A 15,687-nucleotide genomic window follows, 5' to 3' on the forward strand; every position below is an offset into this window, starting at 1 on the left:
GAATGCCTTTTTAAAATATTTAAATAAAATTCGTGCATTCGTTACAAAAACTAGATGCAGGATGTAAAACTCCAACTCATCACACCGATTTTTCAGATAATTAAAATAAAATCTGTGAGAATACAAATATTTTAATAGTTCTCTGCAACATTTCATATAAAATTACGACATATTCGTTTATAATTAAACGAATAAATCTAATTTATGAAAAAACTAACCTACCTTTTACTTTCACTTTTTTCGGCATCGGCTTTTGCACAAGATGTTTCTGAACAAAGAGTAAGAACCGTAATTTCTACTCTAGCTTCTGATGAAATGAAAGGTCGCGAAATAGGAACTCCCGAAAATGATAAAGCGGCAGAATATATCGCTCAGCTTTTTAAAGAAAACAATTTAGAATATTGTACCGGAAAATCTTATCTCGTTCCTTTTAATTATAAAGGAAAAATAGCTTACAACGTTTGTGGAATTAAAAAAGGAAAGTCTGAAAAGTTTTTGGGATTTTCAGGACACTTTGACCACATTGGAGTCAACAATAAATCTGATGACAATATTTATAACGGTGCCGATGACGATGCAAGCGGAATTACAACATTAGTAGGTATTGCTGATTATTTCAAAAATAAAAAACCTGAATTCTCAATGGTTTTCATGGCTTTTAATGGAGAAGAAAAAGGAATGCTGGGCTCAATTGCTATTTCTGAGGATAAAAATTTAGACCCTATTTACAATAATCTTTCAGCTTTATTTAATTTTGAAATGGTAGCAACAGAAGCAGAATTTGGAAAAAATACAGTATTCATTACCGGTGATGAGTTTTCTGACCTTGACGAATTATTTAATAAAAATGCGGTGAATGGTTTAAAAATACATCCAGACCCTTATGCTAAACAACAATTGTTTTACAGATCAGACAACGTAAGTTTTGTAAAAAAGAAAATTATTGCACACTCTATTTCTACTGCAGACATGAGCAAAATTACTCATTACCATCAGGCAAATGATGATATGAGCATCGTAAATTCTGAAAACATGACGCAGATTATCAATAACTTTGCAAAAACTTTGGAGAAATTGAGCCCCAAAAATTTCACCCCAAAATATAATGATAAAGTAAAATTCGATTAAAGACGTCTTATCATTATATTTTAATTAATTTTGCTATCCAATTTTATTTAATGAACGAATATAAAAAAATACTAAAATTTGCACGTCCGCATCAGAAATATATTTACGGAAGTTTATTCTTCAACCTTCTCTATTCTTTATTTCAGATTGCTTCTTTAGGAACAATATTGCCCGTTCTGGGAATGCTTTTTGGAACTATTAAACGTCAAAAATTTACCGCCGCTCCTGTATATTCGGGAGAACTTGTCGATTTATTTACTTATCTGAAGTCATATTCTAATTATTACATTCAGACGTTAGTTGATGCTTATGGTACATTAAATGTTTTAGCATGGCTTTGCGTTATCACAGCGTTTATGTTTTTACTGAGAAATATTTTCAGATATTTAGGCTCTTACCTTTTGATTAATTACCGTGTTGGGGTTACCAAAGACCTTCGAGGTGAAATGTACCGCAAGGTGTTGGCTTTGCCTGTTTCATTTTTTACAGACAGCAGAAAAGGCGATATGATGTCTCGTATGTCAAATGACGTTGGTGAAGTTGAAGGAAACATTTTAGGAAGCTTAGTTGATTTAATCAACGCTCCATTTATGTTAATCAGTACCTTAATCAGTCTTTTTTGGCTGAGTTCGGAACTTACACTTTTCTCTCTTTTGGTTTTACCGGTAATGGGAACTATGATTGCGCTCATCGGAAAAAGTCTTAAAAAAGACTCTCACGAAGCTCAAAATGAAATGGGAACTATTTTCTCAATCGTTGATGAAACCTTAAAATCATCAAAAGTGATTAAAATTTTCAGCGCTGAGAAAATTATGGATAACCGATTCATGGGCTCTATGCAAAAATGGATCAACAGCTCGATAAGATTGGGTAGAAAAAAAGAATTAGCTTCACCCATAAGCGAATTTCTAGGATCTGTTACTTTCTTAATCATCGCCTGGTATGGTGGAAAACAAATTATTGTAGATCACAGTATTGCTCCGGAAGACTTTTTGGTATTTTTAGGAATGTTCTTCCAGATTTTACCTCCTGTAAAAAGTTTATCAGCTTCTATTTCTAATGTTCAAAAAGGAGAAGCTTCTTTACACAGAGTTTTGGAGATTCTTGAAGCTGATGTAAAAATTGAAGAAGTTGCAGAACCAGTTTCTATTTCTACTCTTGATAAGCAAATAGAGTTTAAAAATATCGGTTTCTATTATGATAAATCTAATTTAATTCTAAAGAATTTTAATCTTATCATTCCGAAAGGAAAGACCGTTGCATTGGTCGGGCAAAGTGGAAGTGGTAAAACTACAATTGCCAATCTTTTAGCCCGTTTTTATGATGTTTCTGAAGGACAAATCTTAATTGATGATACCGACATTAAGCATTTAAAAATCAGTGAGTACAGAAAACTTTTAGGAATGGTAACCCAAGAATCTGTATTGTTTAATGACACCGTTTACAACAATATTTTGATGGGTAAACCTGAAGCGACAAGAGATGAAGTAATCGCTGCCGCAAAAATTGCCAACGCAGATTCATTTATTTCTCAGCTTCCAAATGGTTATGATACGAATATCGGAGACGATGGAGGAAAGCTTTCAGGAGGACAGAAACAAAGAGTTTCTATCGCCAGAGCGGTTCTGAAAAACCCACCGATTATGATTTTGGATGAAGCGACTTCTGCTTTAGATACAGAATCTGAAAAATTTGTACAAGATGCCCTTGAAAAAATGATGGAAAATAGAACTTCGCTTGTGATTGCTCACCGACTTTCTACCATCCAAAAAGCAGACTGGATTGTTGTTATGGAAAAAGGTGAAATTGTAGAACAAGGAAGCCACCCTGAACTTATGGCAAAACAGGGAACTTACCACAAGCTGGTAGAGCTTCAAAATTTTGACTAAATCATTTTTAAATTCAATTTAAAATGAATCCTATACAAGAGTACTTCTACAGAATCGATGAGCCTGCAAGAAGTACTCTTTTGTTTTTACGGAAAAATATTTTAGAATCTGACCCCGAAAATATTACAGAAACTTTGAGTTTTGGGCTCCCGTTTTTTAAGTTTAAAAAGAAAATGCTCTGCTATTTTTATTACAGCAAAAAGCATAAAAAACACTACATTAGTTTTTATCATGGTGACCGACTGAACCATCCGCTACTCATCAGTGAAGGCAGAAAGAAGTTTAAAATCCTTTTAATTGAGGAAAATGAGGATTTGCCTGTTGAATTAATTTTAAGCCTAATTAAAGAAGTAAAACAATACATCAAATAAAAACGAGAAACCAATTGGCTTCTCGTTTCTGTTGATATGAATGATTAAATATAAATGCCAGATTGTAAGTCTTTTCTCTATTTTCTATTTTCTTTCATCTACTTCAATTATTTCTTGATTACTTTATGCTTAAACTGAGCACCTCCATCTAATGTAACATCCAGCAAATACGTTCCTGAAGGATAAGCAGTAAGATTGATTTTGGAATCTTTGACTTCATTTAATTTTCTTCCGTCTAAAGAATAAATAACAATCGTTTTTACTTTTTTATCAGACTTAATATTGACAAAATCAGCTGTAGGATTAGGGTAAACAGAAACATCAACCGTTGATACATCTTTTACAGACAAAAACTGATTAGAACTTTGCATATACATAGAAAGTACAATTCTTCCGTCTTGCCCGTTGAAAACTGCAGTCGGAACCTCATATTTTATAGTATGACTTCCCGCAGAAAGTGATGCTGCGGTAAAACTTCTGATAGGTACAGAATCTCCGGGACACCAATTATTCCAAGAGGTCCACCAAGATTGGTTTTGTGCGTTTGCTCCATAAATACCATTTCCCTGTGTGTTGTACATTCGGTAGGGCTCGCAAGATTTTCCACCGGGAGTAAAGGTTAAAACCTGAGCATTGTCTAAAGAAATAAAGTTCTGCCTTCTCACATACTCCTCTCCTCCCGAACCAGCACCATGCGGTGTAGTAACAACAAAGAATTTGGCATTATCGGTACTTTGGTTCAGAGAAAAATTCACCAATCTTACTGTTTGACCTGCTTGGTCTGTATTATTGTAATTATTAAGTTCATTTGAATCTAATAATGGAAGTAAATTATTATAAGAAGTTGTAATTGCAGGGTCATTAGAAGTAACAAAATCAAGTGTTCCTGCAAAAACATCATTTCTTCCAGAGCAACCTGCAACCTGAGTATTGGCAGCATAAGGAACACCAAAAACATCAAGCTCTACATACATATCGTAAGTATTTCTTAAAGCAGTATTACTGAAAACACTATATAAATTATCAACTGCATACGTATAAGGAACTGATGTAGGAGAAATATTTTTATTCATAAACGGTGTAATGTATCTTCCAATTTCAATTCTTTTCACTTCGGTATCACTTAAAGTATAAGTCGCTTGATTTTTTGGAACTAAAGCCAAATGCACTCCTCCAATTCTATCATAATTATCACATAAAGCTCCAATGGTAACATTCATGGTAATTTTATTCTGAAAAGAATTCAGCTCGGCATCCGTTAATTTTTTCGCATATCTGTAATTAGCAAGCCTTATTGTATTGGCAGGAACCGGATTGGAAACATTTGCAGCGTAACCATCATAAAAAACGATTTGCGAAAATACATTGATGTTTGTCTGAGCCTGCATTTTGAAAAGCCCTGTGAATACCAATAAAGGAAGTAGAATTTTTTTCATTTTAAAAATTATATTTTTTGATTTCGCACCAAAAATAACAATTAAAACAACACCAAAACCATTTAAAGCACCTGATGAGTATCAATAAATTACAGTTTCTTTAAAATAAATCAAAATTTAATAAAAATAAAACCAAAGTAATAGCAGTTTACCATTTTATTAAATCATCAACCTTGACCATCATGAGCATAACCTAAGCATAAAAGAATCACCTTCTAAATATTCTTCATACAAAACAAAAAAGACTGCTTCTTTCGAAACAGTCTTTATATATTTTGATTAAATATTAATCTTTCATTTTAGCAATCACATCGATTCCGCCTTTAGTAATATCACCTATTTTACAGATAATTTCGGTATCAAGTGGCAAGAAAACATCCATTCTTGAACCGAATTTAATGAACCCGAATTCATGTCCTGCTTTTGCATTGTCTCCAGGATTACAATAGAAAACAATTCTTCTTGCTACATATCCTGCAATTTGTCTGAACACTACTTTATGATTGGTTAAGCTTTGTACCGCAACAGTCGTTCTTTCGTTTTCTGTAGACGACTTTTCGTGCCAAGCCACCAAATATTTTCCTGGATGATATTTTTTATAAATAACCTCCCCAGAAACCGGATATCTACAAATATGAACATTTAATGGAGACATAAAAATAGAAACCTGAATTGCTTTACCTTTGATAAACTCATCTTCTTCTACTTCTTTAATCATTACTACCTTTCCGTCTACCGGAGCAATTACATTCTCTACATGATCTAAAATATCACGGTTTGGAACTCTAAAGAACCAAAATACCAAACTGTAAATAACTAATAAAGGTACAATGATCAAAAGTGACCACATTTCGAGAAAATAAATAGATGCCGCTGCAATAATTGCGAAAAGTATAGTTGCTACCGTAATGGTTCCTTTCGACTCTTTATGTAATTTCATAATGATAGTAATTGTTGTTTGTTATGGTCTACACGCTTTGTGAAGCATAACAATAATATAAGTTTAAATAAATTTTTCTAAAATAAAGTACAAATATACGACAGGAACGCAGATTAAAAAACTATCAAGCCTATCTAATACGCCACCGTGCCCCGGAATGATGTTTCCGCTGTCTTTTACCCCAAAATTTCTTTTCAGCTGGCTTTCTACCAAATCTCCCAAAGGCGCGAATGCTGCAATTAGAAAGCCTACAACCATCCAGTTTCCACGAAGCTGCGGTTGATACTGCTCTACAAAATAAGACAATACTAATGTTAAAACAACACCACCAATATAACCTTCCCAGGTTTTTTTAGGTGAAATTGTAGGAGCCATTTTATGTTTTCCAAAGAATTTCCCGACAAGATAGGCAAAGGTATCGCTGCTCCAAATCAGAATAAATAAGAAAATAACTTCCAGTGAAAACGTATTGTCAATAGAAGAATATTTAGGCAAACCTAAAGCAAAAGAAAACGGTAGTGCGACATAGATTACGGTAAAAATAAGTTTTCCGCTGTCGATGTACAGTTCGTTTGAGAATTTAAAAAGTGTAATTACGGCAATAAGCGTTAATGAAATTGCCAAGATTTCCGACAGTCTGAAGTCAAAATAAAACCCATGCTGAAAGTATCTTTTAGAGAAAACATAGAAGATAAAGAGTACGAGCGGAAATACGACCCATTTTTCATAGCCATCTCCGAATTTCATAATTTTCATACATTCCCATGTTCCAACCAATAAAAGAAAGGTGATTAAGCCATAATACAAATATTGCTGCTGAACGAGCCCCGGAGAAACCGAGTCTAAGAGCTGTGCTCCAAAAGGTGTTGCACAAAGAAATATGACGGCTACGTAGACCAGCCCTGAAATTGTTCTCTGAATAAGGTTTTTGTCCAAAATATAAAAATTTAGAAAGCGATGCTAATCCTCTATTAAGAGTAAAAATAGCTTCGTATTATTGTTTGCAGCAGCATCCAGCTTAGAGTGGTTTCCGCTGATTGAAGTAAGGTTTTTGATATTTCCGGTACGTTTTATCTTCCCCATTGCGTCATTAAGGTTATTGACAATCTGAGAGACGTTTGCCATAATAATAATTTTACCCGGAAGTCTTGAAGAATGATAGTGCAGGATGTTATTGTGCGACAACATAATTCTGCCATCGTACGCAATAAGATATTCGCATGAGATAAAAGCGGCATCATTACCCGATTCCAACTCTGGAGTATTGTTTGTTTTTATTACATTCAAAAAACCCTGAAGATCTTTATCACAGCAAAACACAGAGGTAATACCCTCGATTTTCAAAATCTGGTTTAAGGTCTGCAATGCTTCTGCTTCATCGGCACAATAGTTGAAAAAGCCACCAGAATGCGTAAATAATTGCGCAAACTTGTAGTCGAGATCTGCATTTTTCAGCGAATCTCCAAGCTTTTCCAGACTCTGCTTCGTATCTTCTTCGGGCTGGTTGGTTAGTTTGCTTACAATTCTTTTAAATAAACTCAACTTAGTATATTTTTAGTCAACTTAATACAAAAATAGAAAATATAATTATAATCCGTCTAAGAATATAGTTTAAATAACAAAAAACCCGACAAATAGATTATTCGCCGGGAGTTATTTTAAATCCTATTAGGATATTTTAGATCTGAGTAGAACTTTCAGGAGCTTGAATTTCACTGTCCTTCACTTCTTCTTCGATTGGCTGCTCTTCTTTTTCAACAATAGGGATTGTATTGGTTACCGGTTTTTCTGTCAATTCCGGGTCCCAAGCTCTTTTGCCGAAGATATCTTCAAGATCTTCACGGAAGATAACCTCTTTCTCTAACAGTTTATTTGCTAAAGCATTCAATTTATCTTTATTCTCCGTAAGAATTCTTACCGCTCTCTCGTATTGGTTTTCGATTATACCTTTAATTTCGGCATCAATCTTAGAAGCTGTTGCTTCAGAATAAGGCTTACCAAAATTGTATTCAGACTGACCTGAACTATCGTAGTAAGAAATATTTCCAATATTTGGGCTCAATCCGTAGATGGTTACCATCGCCTGAGCTCTTTTTGTTACCGTTTCAAGATCAGAAAGGGCACCTGTAGAGATATTATCAAAGATTACCTGCTCTGCAGCTCTTCCTCCTAAAGTAGCACACATTTCGTCTAGCATCTGCTCAGTCGTAGACAATTGTCTTTCTTCCGGAAGATACCATGCTGCTCCTAAAGATTTCCCTCTCGGAACAATCGTTACTTTAAGAAGCGGTGAAGCGTGCTCTACCAACCAAGAAATTGTCGCGTGACCTGCTTCGTGGAAGGCTACTCTTCTTTTCTCAGAAGGCTTGATTGCCATATTTTTCTTTTCAAGACCACCAATAATTCTGTCTACTGCATCAAGGAAATCTTGTTTAGTAACCGATTCGTGGCTGTTTCTCGCTGCAATAAGTGCAGCTTCGTTACAAACATTGGCAATATCTGCTCCACTGAAACCAGGGGTTTGCTTCGATAAAAACTCTCTGTCTATATTGTCGTCTAATTTGATTTTCTTTAAATGAACATCAAAAATCTCTCTTCTTTCATGCAATTCTGGAAGGTCAACATAAACTGAACGGTCAAAACGACCCGCTCTCATTAATGCTTTATCTAAAATATCTGCTCTGTTGGTCGCTGCCATTACGATAACGTTGACATCGGTACCAAAACCATCCATTTCTGTAAGAAGTTGGTTTAGGGTATTTTCTCTTTCGTCGTTTCCGCCAGAGAAGTTATTTTTACCTCTTGCTCTACCAATGGCATCAATCTCATCGATGAAGATAATTGCCGGAGATTTTGCTCTTGCCTGCGCAAACAAATCTCTTACTCTTGACGCTCCTACCCCAACAAACATTTCAACAAAATCTGAACCTGAAAGTGAGAAAAACGGAACTTTAGCTTCACCTGCTACGGCTTTTGCCAATAAAGTTTTACCTGTTCCCGGAGGACCTACCAAAAGTACACCTTTAGGAATTTTACCTCCCAATTTGGTGTATTTTTCAGAATTTTTCAAGAAATCTACAACTTCCTGTACTTCTTCTTTTGCCCCTTCTAAACCTGCAACATCTTTAAATGTTGTTTGAATTTTTTCTTTTTCATCAAAAAGTTTAGCTTTAGATTTTCCGATAGAGAAAATTTGTCCGCCAGGACCGCCACCGCCGCCCATTTTTCTGAAAAGAATAAAATAGAAAAGACCTAAAATTGTAATCCAAATTAATGCCTGAATAAGAATGCTCATTAATGGGCTCTCCCCTTCCGCATAATCTTTGGTTGTTTTCAAAGCGGGATTTTCAGCTTTCAAAGTTTCAAACTTTGACAAAAACAACTGTAAATCACCATATTTAAGTGTATAATCTGCTTTTGGAGTCATCCCCAATGAAGAGAATGGGTTTGAGCTTTTATCTTGAGCTTTTACCGTTTCCGTCTTCGCAGCTTTTGTTAAATAAACTTCAGCATTTTGTTTTTGCTTGTCTATCAACACTTTCTGAATCTTCCCAGCCTGCATCTCTTTGAAGAATGAATCTTCATCGATAGATTTTGCACTGTTGTCACCCATAGAAGTGGCGATAAAAAATAGCACTAATGCTATGATCATGACAGGGAAAAACCAGTTAAATCCTTTATTATTCATTTATTACTTTTAAAATTTATACTTCACTTTCTATCCTTGTGATTTGTGCATCTCCCCAAAGTTCTTCAATATCGTAATATTCACGAGTTTCTTTTTGGAAAATATGTACTACCACAGAAACGTAATCTACCAATACCCACATTGAGTTTTCTGTACCTTCTACATGCCAAGGTCTATCTTGAAGATCGTTTCTTACCTTTTTTTCTACACTTCCTGCTAATGCTGAAACTTGTGTATTTGAGTTTCCGCTACAAATTATAAAAGTTTCTGCAACTGAGTTTTCAATTTTAGTAAGGTCAAAAATCATAATGTCTTCACCTTTTACGTCTTGAATTGCCTCTACAATTTTATCTATTAGCGCTTGCTTTTCTGCTGTTTTATCCATTAAAATATACTATAATCTGCAAATTTATTGTTTTTCTTTTACTTTAGCCTTACTTTTAGCCTTTTAATGTCTTAAAGTTTTCTTAAATGAGTGAGCTATTTTACCGCAACACGTGTTCTTCTACTAATGACGAAATAACTGAAGTTTTACTTTATCCGCCATCCAATTTTATTGGTCTTTATACATTTAATCAAATAAAAGGGCGGGGACAGTACGGAAACTCCTGGGCATCAGTAGCAGAACAGAATCTTGCTTATACATTGGCCATAAAAACCTCCTGCATTAATCACTCGGATTTCTTGTTCAATTATTATACCGCAATCGCTGTACAAAATTATCTTGCCAATCTGACTGAAAAGATAGTAAAAATAAAATGGCCAAACGATATTATCGTTAAAAACAAAAAAGTAGTTGGAATATTGATTGAAAAGAAAAAAATCAATCAAGAACATTATTTTATTATCGGAATCGGAATCAACATTTTACAAGAAAAGTTTGATGAAATTTCTAATGCAGGCTCGCTTTTAACCCAAACCGGAGAAGCATTTAATTTAAAAGAATTTACAGAAAATCTGCATTTATTCTTAATTGAGAAATTCACTCATATCCCTAGTGATGGTGAAATTTTAGCTCAATTTAATTCAAACTTATTCAAAAAAGATGAAATCTCTGTTTTTGAATTAGATAAAACACGCCAAAATGGCATTATTAGAAATGCAGATGAAAATGGTGAAATCTGGATAGAACTGGAAGAATCTGGGCTACAATCTTTTTACCACAAAGAAATAAAGCTGCTTTATTGATTGGCTCGTTTTAGATATAAAAACAAGGTAACGGGAAAGAATATAATATTCGGAAACCACATCGCCAATGCTGGTGACATACTTTTATTCTCTGAAACCACTTTTAAGGCTTCAAATGAAAATACAAAGACAAACGCCAAAGAAATACCAATTGCCAAGTTAATACCCAACCCTCCTCTTTTCTTTTGTGACGAAAGAGAAAGCGCCAAAAACGTTAAGATAATAATAGAAACAGGCATTGAAGTACGCTGATAAAACTCGTTCAGGTGAGAATTAAGGTTGCTATTTCCTTTCTCTTTTTCACGCTGAATAAATTTTATAAGATCGGGAGTTGTTTTATTCTGCCCTAAAAGCTCATTAGGAAAAAGCTCTTCAGGATCTTGCCCGTAATTTTTTTTCAACTCAAAACCCTGCCCAAGCTTTTCTGAGTCATCTTTATTGATGGTTTTTTCTAAATAGCTATTCAGTAAAAAACTTTTTTTGTCTTGTTGCCAAACAACATCGGTTGCTTTAAGCTCATAGATAAGTCTTCGGTCTTTATCAAACTTCTGATACAAGAATCCATACCCTCTTTGTTCTCTTTTATTCCAAGAATTAATGAATATATATTCCGTTTTGCTGAGCTGTGCAGAAACCGGAGCTGTTCCCAGGATCTTCTCTTTAGCGGCCGCATTGTATGTATAGGCTTCTAGCTGGTTTTTCTTAACATTTGCCCAAGGCAAAACGAAGTGATTCACCGTCAAAGAAATAGCAGCAATAAGCAGAGAAGTTAGCAAATAAGGCCTTGCAAATCTGTGAAAACTGGCACCACTGCTTATAATCGCAACAATCTCGGTATTATTTGCCATTCTTGAAGTAAAATAAATCACCGATATAAAAACAAGAATCGCCAAGAATGTTATCACCAAATTAATAATCCAATAAGGATAAAAGTGGATCAGAAAGTAGGTTAAATCTAATTTCGGGTCAATCTCAGTTGCTTTTTCTATTCTTGGAATTTTCTGCTGAACATCGATTACCAAAACCACAATAGACAGCAATATCAACATGAAACTAAAAGTTCCAAGGTATTTTTTTACGATATATCCGTCTACTATTTTAAGCATTACTGCGTTTTTATTTTTTTAAATTTAATGGATTTTGTATCCAATTTTTAAGCAAAGTTATCCTTTAGCTTGTTTATTTTAAAGCCTTTGTCTTAATACAGGAATCACAGAGTCTTTCCATTGGTAAAAATCTCCTGCTAAGATATGTTCTCTGGCTACTTTTACCAAATCTAAGTAAAATGCAAGATTGTGGATTGATGCAATTTGTTTACCCAAATATTCTTTAGAAACAAACAAATGACGCACATAAGCCTTAGAATATTCGTGATCTACAAAACTTGTCCCAAACTCGTCTAACGGAGAAAAATCTTTCTTCCATTTTTCGTTTTTCATATTCATCACCCCTTGCCAAGTGAAAAGCATTCCGTTTCTAGCGTTTCTGGTCGGCATCACACAATCCATCATATCGATTCCCAAACCGATTGATTCTAAAATATTCCAAGGAGTACCTACTCCCATCAAATATCTTGGTTTATCTTTTGGTAAAATATCAGTTACCTCATTGGTAATTCTGTACAATTCGTCTTCAGGTTCACCTACAGAAAGTCCGCCAATTGCATTCCCTTCTGCTCCTGCTTCTGAAATTACTTCTGCTGAAATTTTTCTTAAATCTGAATAAGTAGACCCTTGAACAATTGGGAAAAAGCGTTGTTTGTAACCGTATAATTCAGGATTTTTTTCGTTCCAATCGATGCATCTTTTTAACCAACGATGCGTCATTTCCATCGATTTTTTCACCTGATTGTAATGTGCAGGATATGCAACACATTCGTCAAATGCCATGAAAATATCAGCACCAATCTGTCTCTGGATTTCCATTGATTTTTCGGGAGTAAACAAATGATAACTTCCGTCAATATGAGATTTGAACTTCACCCCTTCTTCAGACATTTTTCTGCTTCCTGAAAGTGAAAACACCTGAAAACCTCCTGAATCGGTAAGAATCGGAAGGTCCCAATTCATAAATTTATGTAAACCTCCTGCAGCTTCCATTACTTCCATTCCCGGACGAAGATATAAGTGATAAGTATTTCCCAAAATAATCTGAGCTTTAATATCTTCTTTTATTTCTCTTTGGTGCACGGTTTTCACACTTGCAACTGTTCCTACAGGCATGAAAATCGGCGTTTGAACAGTTCCGTGGTCGGTCGTTAAAACTCCTGCTCTCGCTTTACTTTCTGAGGTTTTTTCTATATTAAAAAAATTCATTCTTATACATTTTAACTGCTTTACGTGAAAGCATTACTTCATTATTATTTTTCAAGTTTCACTTTTGGCAATTCTCCATCTTTCAAGGGAGCATCACCTATAATTTTCTTTTCAGACTTCGGATCTTTTTCTATAATAATTTTCTGGGCATCTTCTACAATACCCTTCATTTTCTGTTTGATGATATAATATCGATAACTTGCAAGAAAGTCTTCGTTTTTCACCTGATGATTTTTCAGAATAAACCGTGTCCCACTTTCCAGATTGGTTCCCGGATACAAGTAAATAACCTGGTCATTAATCGCCAAATCAGCAATAATCTCAGACATCTTGGTTTTATCAATAAGATTTTTTGGTTTATCGATGTACTCGTTGCACGACAACAGTCCCATTAAAATAAAAATAAAGAACAGTTTTTTCATAATCTGTTGATTATTGATTTCCATTTTAAATTTAAAACTCCAAATACGGCTTCATGGATGATTCCACCATTCATTTTACTTTCACCCAAAATTCTGTTGGTAAAAATAATAGGAACTTCTACGATTTTGAAACCTTTTTTAAAAGCCCTGAATTTCATTTCAATCTGAAAACCATATCCTTTCAATTTTACATTATCCAAGCCTATTTCTTCTAGCGTTTTTCTAGAAAAACATACAAACCCTGCAGTGGTATCATGAATCGGAAGACCTAAAATAAATCTCACATATTTTGAGGCAAAATAAGAAAGCAAAACCCTTCCCATAGGCCAGTTGACAACATTCACTCCTTTAGAATAACGTGAGCCGACCGCCATATCTCCATTTTTGCACGCTTCGAAAAGCTTAGGTAAATCTTTGGGGTCATGCGAAAAATCGGCATCCATCTCAAAAATGTAATCATAATTGTTTTGAAGTGCCCATTTAAAACCATGGATATATGCCTTTCCTAAGCCATCTTTAATATGTCTTATAGAAAGATGAAGCGTATGGGGAAACTTTTTTTGAAGTTCTTTTACAATGTCTGCCGTTCTATCTGGCGAAGAATCGTCTACCACTAAGACATGAAACTCTTCTTCCAATGCAAAAACAGCGGAAATTATATTTTCTATATTCTCCTTTTCGTTATAGGTCGGAATTATGACGAGTTTTTTCATTTCAATTTGCAAAGATAGTTTATTTAAGCTTTTTATTTTAAACAAAATAATCGATAATTTTGCAAAAAATATTGCGTTGCCTGTATTACAAAATTTTAAAAACGAAGTAAGAATACCTGAAAATAATGATTGGGTGGTTTTTATCCTTATCGGCTGTCTCTTTTTATACATCTTTATGATGAATGTGATAGAGCGTGAAGCCAATCTTAAAGATTTTCTTCTGCAGAAATATTACGACTCCAGCAATAATCTTCCGAGCTGGATGATTACTTCGCTTGTCACCGCACTAAGTTTAAGCGTTCTTATTTCCCAATACGTACCAATTGTTCCGAAATACGTAACCGACTTTCAACCTTTTGGATATCAACTCAATAAAATAGGATACACGGCAATAATTATATCACTTTTTTATTCATTCAGAACTGCGCTTGGCTTTTTATTTTACCAAGCGATTGGGGACGGCAAAAAATGGAGTATTTTTTATTTTACCTCCACAAAATTCCATTTTATTCTTTCAGTTTTGCTGATTATTCTATGTATAATCCATTACTACTTCCCAATTGACAGAAATAGCGCATTTATTTATTATCTCTGTTTTTTTTCTTTTGTATTCATTTTCAAGGTGTTTTTCTATTTGTTTCACAGAAACAACATCTTACCCGAAAAATGGTATTATAAATTTTTGTATATTTGCACCCTCCAAATTGCACCTCTGTTGATGCTTTGGAAGTTATTATTTATTTAATAAAAGTACATGATGAGAATAAAGTCAATATTGGTTTCTCAACCAGCACCTAGTGAGTCTTCTCCATATCTGGAAATTGCGAAGAAGGAAAAAATAAAGATTGACTTCCGCCCTTTTATCCACGTCGAAGGAGTAGATAACAAAGAACTTAGAACACAAAAAATAGACCTTACGCAGCATACCGGTATTATTTTTACCAGTAAAAATGCGATAGACCACTATTTCAGGCTTGCAGAAGAATTAAGATTTGCCGTGCCAGACACGATGAGATATATCTGTCAGTCTGAGGCGATTGCCAACTATCTACAAAAGCATATTGTGTATAGAAAAAGGAAGATTAGTTTTGGTGAAAAAAACTTTGCCGACCTTTTACCTCTTTTCAAAAAATTCCCTTCCGAAAAATACTTATTACCCTCTTCAGACGTATTAAGCCCAGATATCCCAAAAACTTTGGATGCGGCGAATATCGAATGGACGAGAGCAATTATGTACAGAACGGTTTGCAGTGATTTGACAGACATCAACATTAAAGATTACGACATGTTGATTTTCTTCAGTCCGCAAGGAATAAAATCTCTACAACAAAATTTCCCTGACTTTAAACAGGAAGATACAAAAATAGGCGTTTTCGGACCCACTACTTCGGCAGCAGCAACAGATGCAGGTTTGACGATAGATTTGATGGCTCCCACAAAAGAAACACCTTCTATGACTATGGCACTTGAAAAATACATCAAAAGCCTACACAAATAGTTTTAAAGTATCTGATACAATACAGCCGTCTTTTCGATTAAAAGAAAAGATGGTTTTTTTTTAATTAAATTTGAACAAGAATTAACATTGAATGAAACA

General features: G+C 34.5%; 16 protein-coding genes. 6 read left to right on the forward strand and 10 right to left on the reverse strand.

The genetic code is table 11. The annotated features are described in order from the left end of the window. The first annotated feature begins 204 nt into the window (after positions 1-204). From LO744_RS19540 to LO744_RS19550, 3 genes are read left to right on the forward strand one after another with little or no spacing between them, the layout of a single operon-like run. On the forward strand, positions 205-1,128 hold the full coding sequence (locus tag LO744_RS19540; protein ID WP_230672434.1) for a M28 family peptidase: 924 nt from the start codon (positions 205-207) through the stop codon (positions 1,126-1,128). Between the two features lie 50 nt (positions 1,129-1,178). Beyond that, positions 1,179-3,017 carry an ABC transporter ATP-binding protein gene (locus tag LO744_RS19545; RefSeq protein ID WP_230672436.1) on the forward strand — a complete coding sequence of 613 codons (1,839 nt, stop codon included), beginning with the start codon at positions 1,179-1,181 and terminating at the stop codon, positions 3,015-3,017. A gap of 23 nt (positions 3,018-3,040) precedes the next feature. Beyond that, the gene (locus tag LO744_RS19550; RefSeq protein WP_230672438.1) at positions 3,041-3,388 is read left to right on the forward strand and encodes a DUF1801 domain-containing protein; all 348 of its coding nucleotides are present in this window, start codon (positions 3,041-3,043) and stop codon (positions 3,386-3,388) included. 107 nt (positions 3,389-3,495) lie between these two features. Here the strand turns inward: LO744_RS19550 and LO744_RS19555 are convergent, their stop codons facing one another. The 6 genes from LO744_RS19555 to rsfS all read right to left on the reverse strand — a co-directional run bounded on the left by LO744_RS19555 (position 3,496) and on the right by rsfS (position 9,837). Continuing rightward, on the reverse strand, positions 3,496-4,824 hold the full coding sequence (locus LO744_RS19555; protein WP_230672440.1) for a peptide-N-glycosidase F-related protein: 1,329 nt from the start codon (positions 4,822-4,824) through the stop codon (positions 3,496-3,498). 286 nt (positions 4,825-5,110) lie between these two features. Further along, positions 5,111-5,764, reverse strand: coding sequence for a phosphatidylserine decarboxylase family protein (locus LO744_RS19560; protein ID WP_230672442.1), 654 nt, complete (start codon positions 5,762-5,764; stop codon positions 5,111-5,113). 63 nt (positions 5,765-5,827) lie between these two features. Beyond that, positions 5,828-6,700: a phosphatidate cytidylyltransferase gene (locus LO744_RS19565; protein ID WP_230672444.1), complete on the reverse strand. Its 873-nt coding sequence runs from the start codon at positions 6,698-6,700 to the stop codon at positions 5,828-5,830. 24 nt (positions 6,701-6,724) lie between these two features. Continuing rightward, positions 6,725-7,306: an LUD domain-containing protein gene (locus tag LO744_RS19570; protein WP_230672446.1), complete on the reverse strand. Its 582-nt coding sequence runs from the start codon at positions 7,304-7,306 to the stop codon at positions 6,725-6,727. A 136-nt stretch (positions 7,307-7,442) separates the two neighbouring features. Beyond that, the gene (gene ftsH / locus LO744_RS19575; protein WP_230672448.1) at positions 7,443-9,452 is read right to left on the reverse strand and encodes an ATP-dependent zinc metalloprotease FtsH; all 2,010 of its coding nucleotides are present in this window, start codon (positions 9,450-9,452) and stop codon (positions 7,443-7,445) included. Positions 9,453-9,468: 16 nt separating this feature from the next. Next, entirely contained in the window at positions 9,469-9,837 is a 369-nt protein-coding gene (rsfS, locus tag LO744_RS19580) for a ribosome silencing factor (protein WP_230672450.1), read from the reverse strand. 86 nt (positions 9,838-9,923) lie between these two features. Here rsfS and LO744_RS19585 point away from each other — a divergent pair, with 86 nt between their 5' ends. After that, a complete protein-coding gene (locus LO744_RS19585) occupies positions 9,924-10,640 on the forward strand; it encodes a biotin--[acetyl-CoA-carboxylase] ligase (RefSeq protein ID WP_230672452.1) in 717 nt (238 codons plus the stop codon). Here LO744_RS19585 and LO744_RS19590 read toward each other — a convergent pair. The 4 genes from LO744_RS19590 to LO744_RS19605 form a co-directional block, all read right to left on the reverse strand. Continuing rightward, a complete protein-coding gene (locus LO744_RS19590; protein WP_230672454.1) occupies positions 10,634-11,746 on the reverse strand; it encodes an LptF/LptG family permease in 1,113 nt (370 codons plus the stop codon). The genes LO744_RS19585 and LO744_RS19590 overlap by 7 nt on opposite strands. Positions 11,747-11,824: 78 nt before the next feature. Next, the gene (gene tgt / locus LO744_RS19595; protein WP_230672456.1) at positions 11,825-12,955 is read right to left on the reverse strand and encodes a tRNA guanosine(34) transglycosylase Tgt; all 1,131 of its coding nucleotides are present in this window, start codon (positions 12,953-12,955) and stop codon (positions 11,825-11,827) included. Between the two features lie 44 nt (positions 12,956-12,999). Further along, the gene (locus LO744_RS19600; protein ID WP_230672458.1) at positions 13,000-13,377 is read right to left on the reverse strand and encodes a DUF4296 domain-containing protein; all 378 of its coding nucleotides are present in this window, start codon (positions 13,375-13,377) and stop codon (positions 13,000-13,002) included. Further along, positions 13,374-14,090: a polyprenol monophosphomannose synthase gene (locus tag LO744_RS19605; RefSeq protein WP_230672460.1), complete on the reverse strand. Its 717-nt coding sequence runs from the start codon at positions 14,088-14,090 to the stop codon at positions 13,374-13,376. The genes LO744_RS19600 and LO744_RS19605 overlap by 4 nt, the downstream gene beginning before the upstream one ends. A 76-nt stretch (positions 14,091-14,166) precedes the next feature. Between LO744_RS19605 and LO744_RS19610 the strand changes: the two genes are divergently transcribed. Together LO744_RS19610 and LO744_RS19615 are read left to right on the forward strand one after the other, a co-directional pair. Further along, positions 14,167-14,835: a DUF4271 domain-containing protein gene (locus tag LO744_RS19610; protein ID WP_230672462.1), complete on the forward strand. Its 669-nt coding sequence runs from the start codon at positions 14,167-14,169 to the stop codon at positions 14,833-14,835. Between the two features lie 12 nt (positions 14,836-14,847). Beyond that, complete coding sequence (locus LO744_RS19615; RefSeq protein WP_230672549.1) at positions 14,848-15,588, forward strand: uroporphyrinogen-III synthase; 741 nt, start codon at positions 14,848-14,850, stop codon at positions 15,586-15,588. Positions 15,589-15,687 lie beyond the last annotated feature (99 nt).

The sequence above is a fragment of the Chryseobacterium turcicum genome (assembly GCF_021010565.1).
Classification (GTDB): Bacteria; Bacteroidota; Bacteroidia; order Flavobacteriales; family Weeksellaceae; genus Chryseobacterium; species Chryseobacterium turcicum.

Bases quoted from the DNA above. Each gene is read 5' to 3' on its own strand.
- LO744_RS19540 (WP_230672434.1), top strand. From the start codon at position 205: ATGAAAAAACTAACCTACCTTTTACTTTCACTTTTTTCGGCATCGGCT.
- LO744_RS19545 (WP_230672436.1), top strand. From the start codon at position 1,179: ATGAACGAATATAAAAAAATACTAAAATTTGCACGTCCGCATCAGAAA.
- LO744_RS19550 (WP_230672438.1), top strand. From the start codon at position 3,041: ATGAATCCTATACAAGAGTACTTCTACAGAATCGATGAGCCTGCAAGA.
- LO744_RS19555 (WP_230672440.1), bottom strand. From the start codon at position 4,824: ATGAAAAAAATTCTACTTCCTTTATTGGTATTCACAGGGCTTTTCAAA.
- LO744_RS19560 (WP_230672442.1), bottom strand. From the start codon at position 5,764: ATGAAATTACATAAAGAGTCGAAAGGAACCATTACGGTAGCAACTATA.
- ftsH (WP_230672448.1), bottom strand. From the start codon at position 9,452: ATGAATAATAAAGGATTTAACTGGTTTTTCCCTGTCATGATCATAGCA.
- rsfS (WP_230672450.1), bottom strand. From the start codon at position 9,837: ATGGATAAAACAGCAGAAAAGCAAGCGCTAATAGATAAAATTGTAGAG.
- LO744_RS19585 (WP_230672452.1), top strand. From the start codon at position 9,924: ATGAGTGAGCTATTTTACCGCAACACGTGTTCTTCTACTAATGACGAA.
- LO744_RS19590 (WP_230672454.1), bottom strand. From the start codon at position 11,746: ATGCTTAAAATAGTAGACGGATATATCGTAAAAAAATACCTTGGAACT.
- tgt (WP_230672456.1), bottom strand. From the start codon at position 12,955: ATGAATTTTTTTAATATAGAAAAAACCTCAGAAAGTAAAGCGAGAGCA.
- LO744_RS19600 (WP_230672458.1), bottom strand. From the start codon at position 13,377: ATGAAAAAACTGTTCTTTATTTTTATTTTAATGGGACTGTTGTCGTGC.
- LO744_RS19605 (WP_230672460.1), bottom strand. From the start codon at position 14,090: ATGAAAAAACTCGTCATAATTCCGACCTATAACGAAAAGGAGAATATA.
- LO744_RS19615 (WP_230672549.1), top strand. From the start codon at position 14,848: ATGAGAATAAAGTCAATATTGGTTTCTCAACCAGCACCTAGTGAGTCT.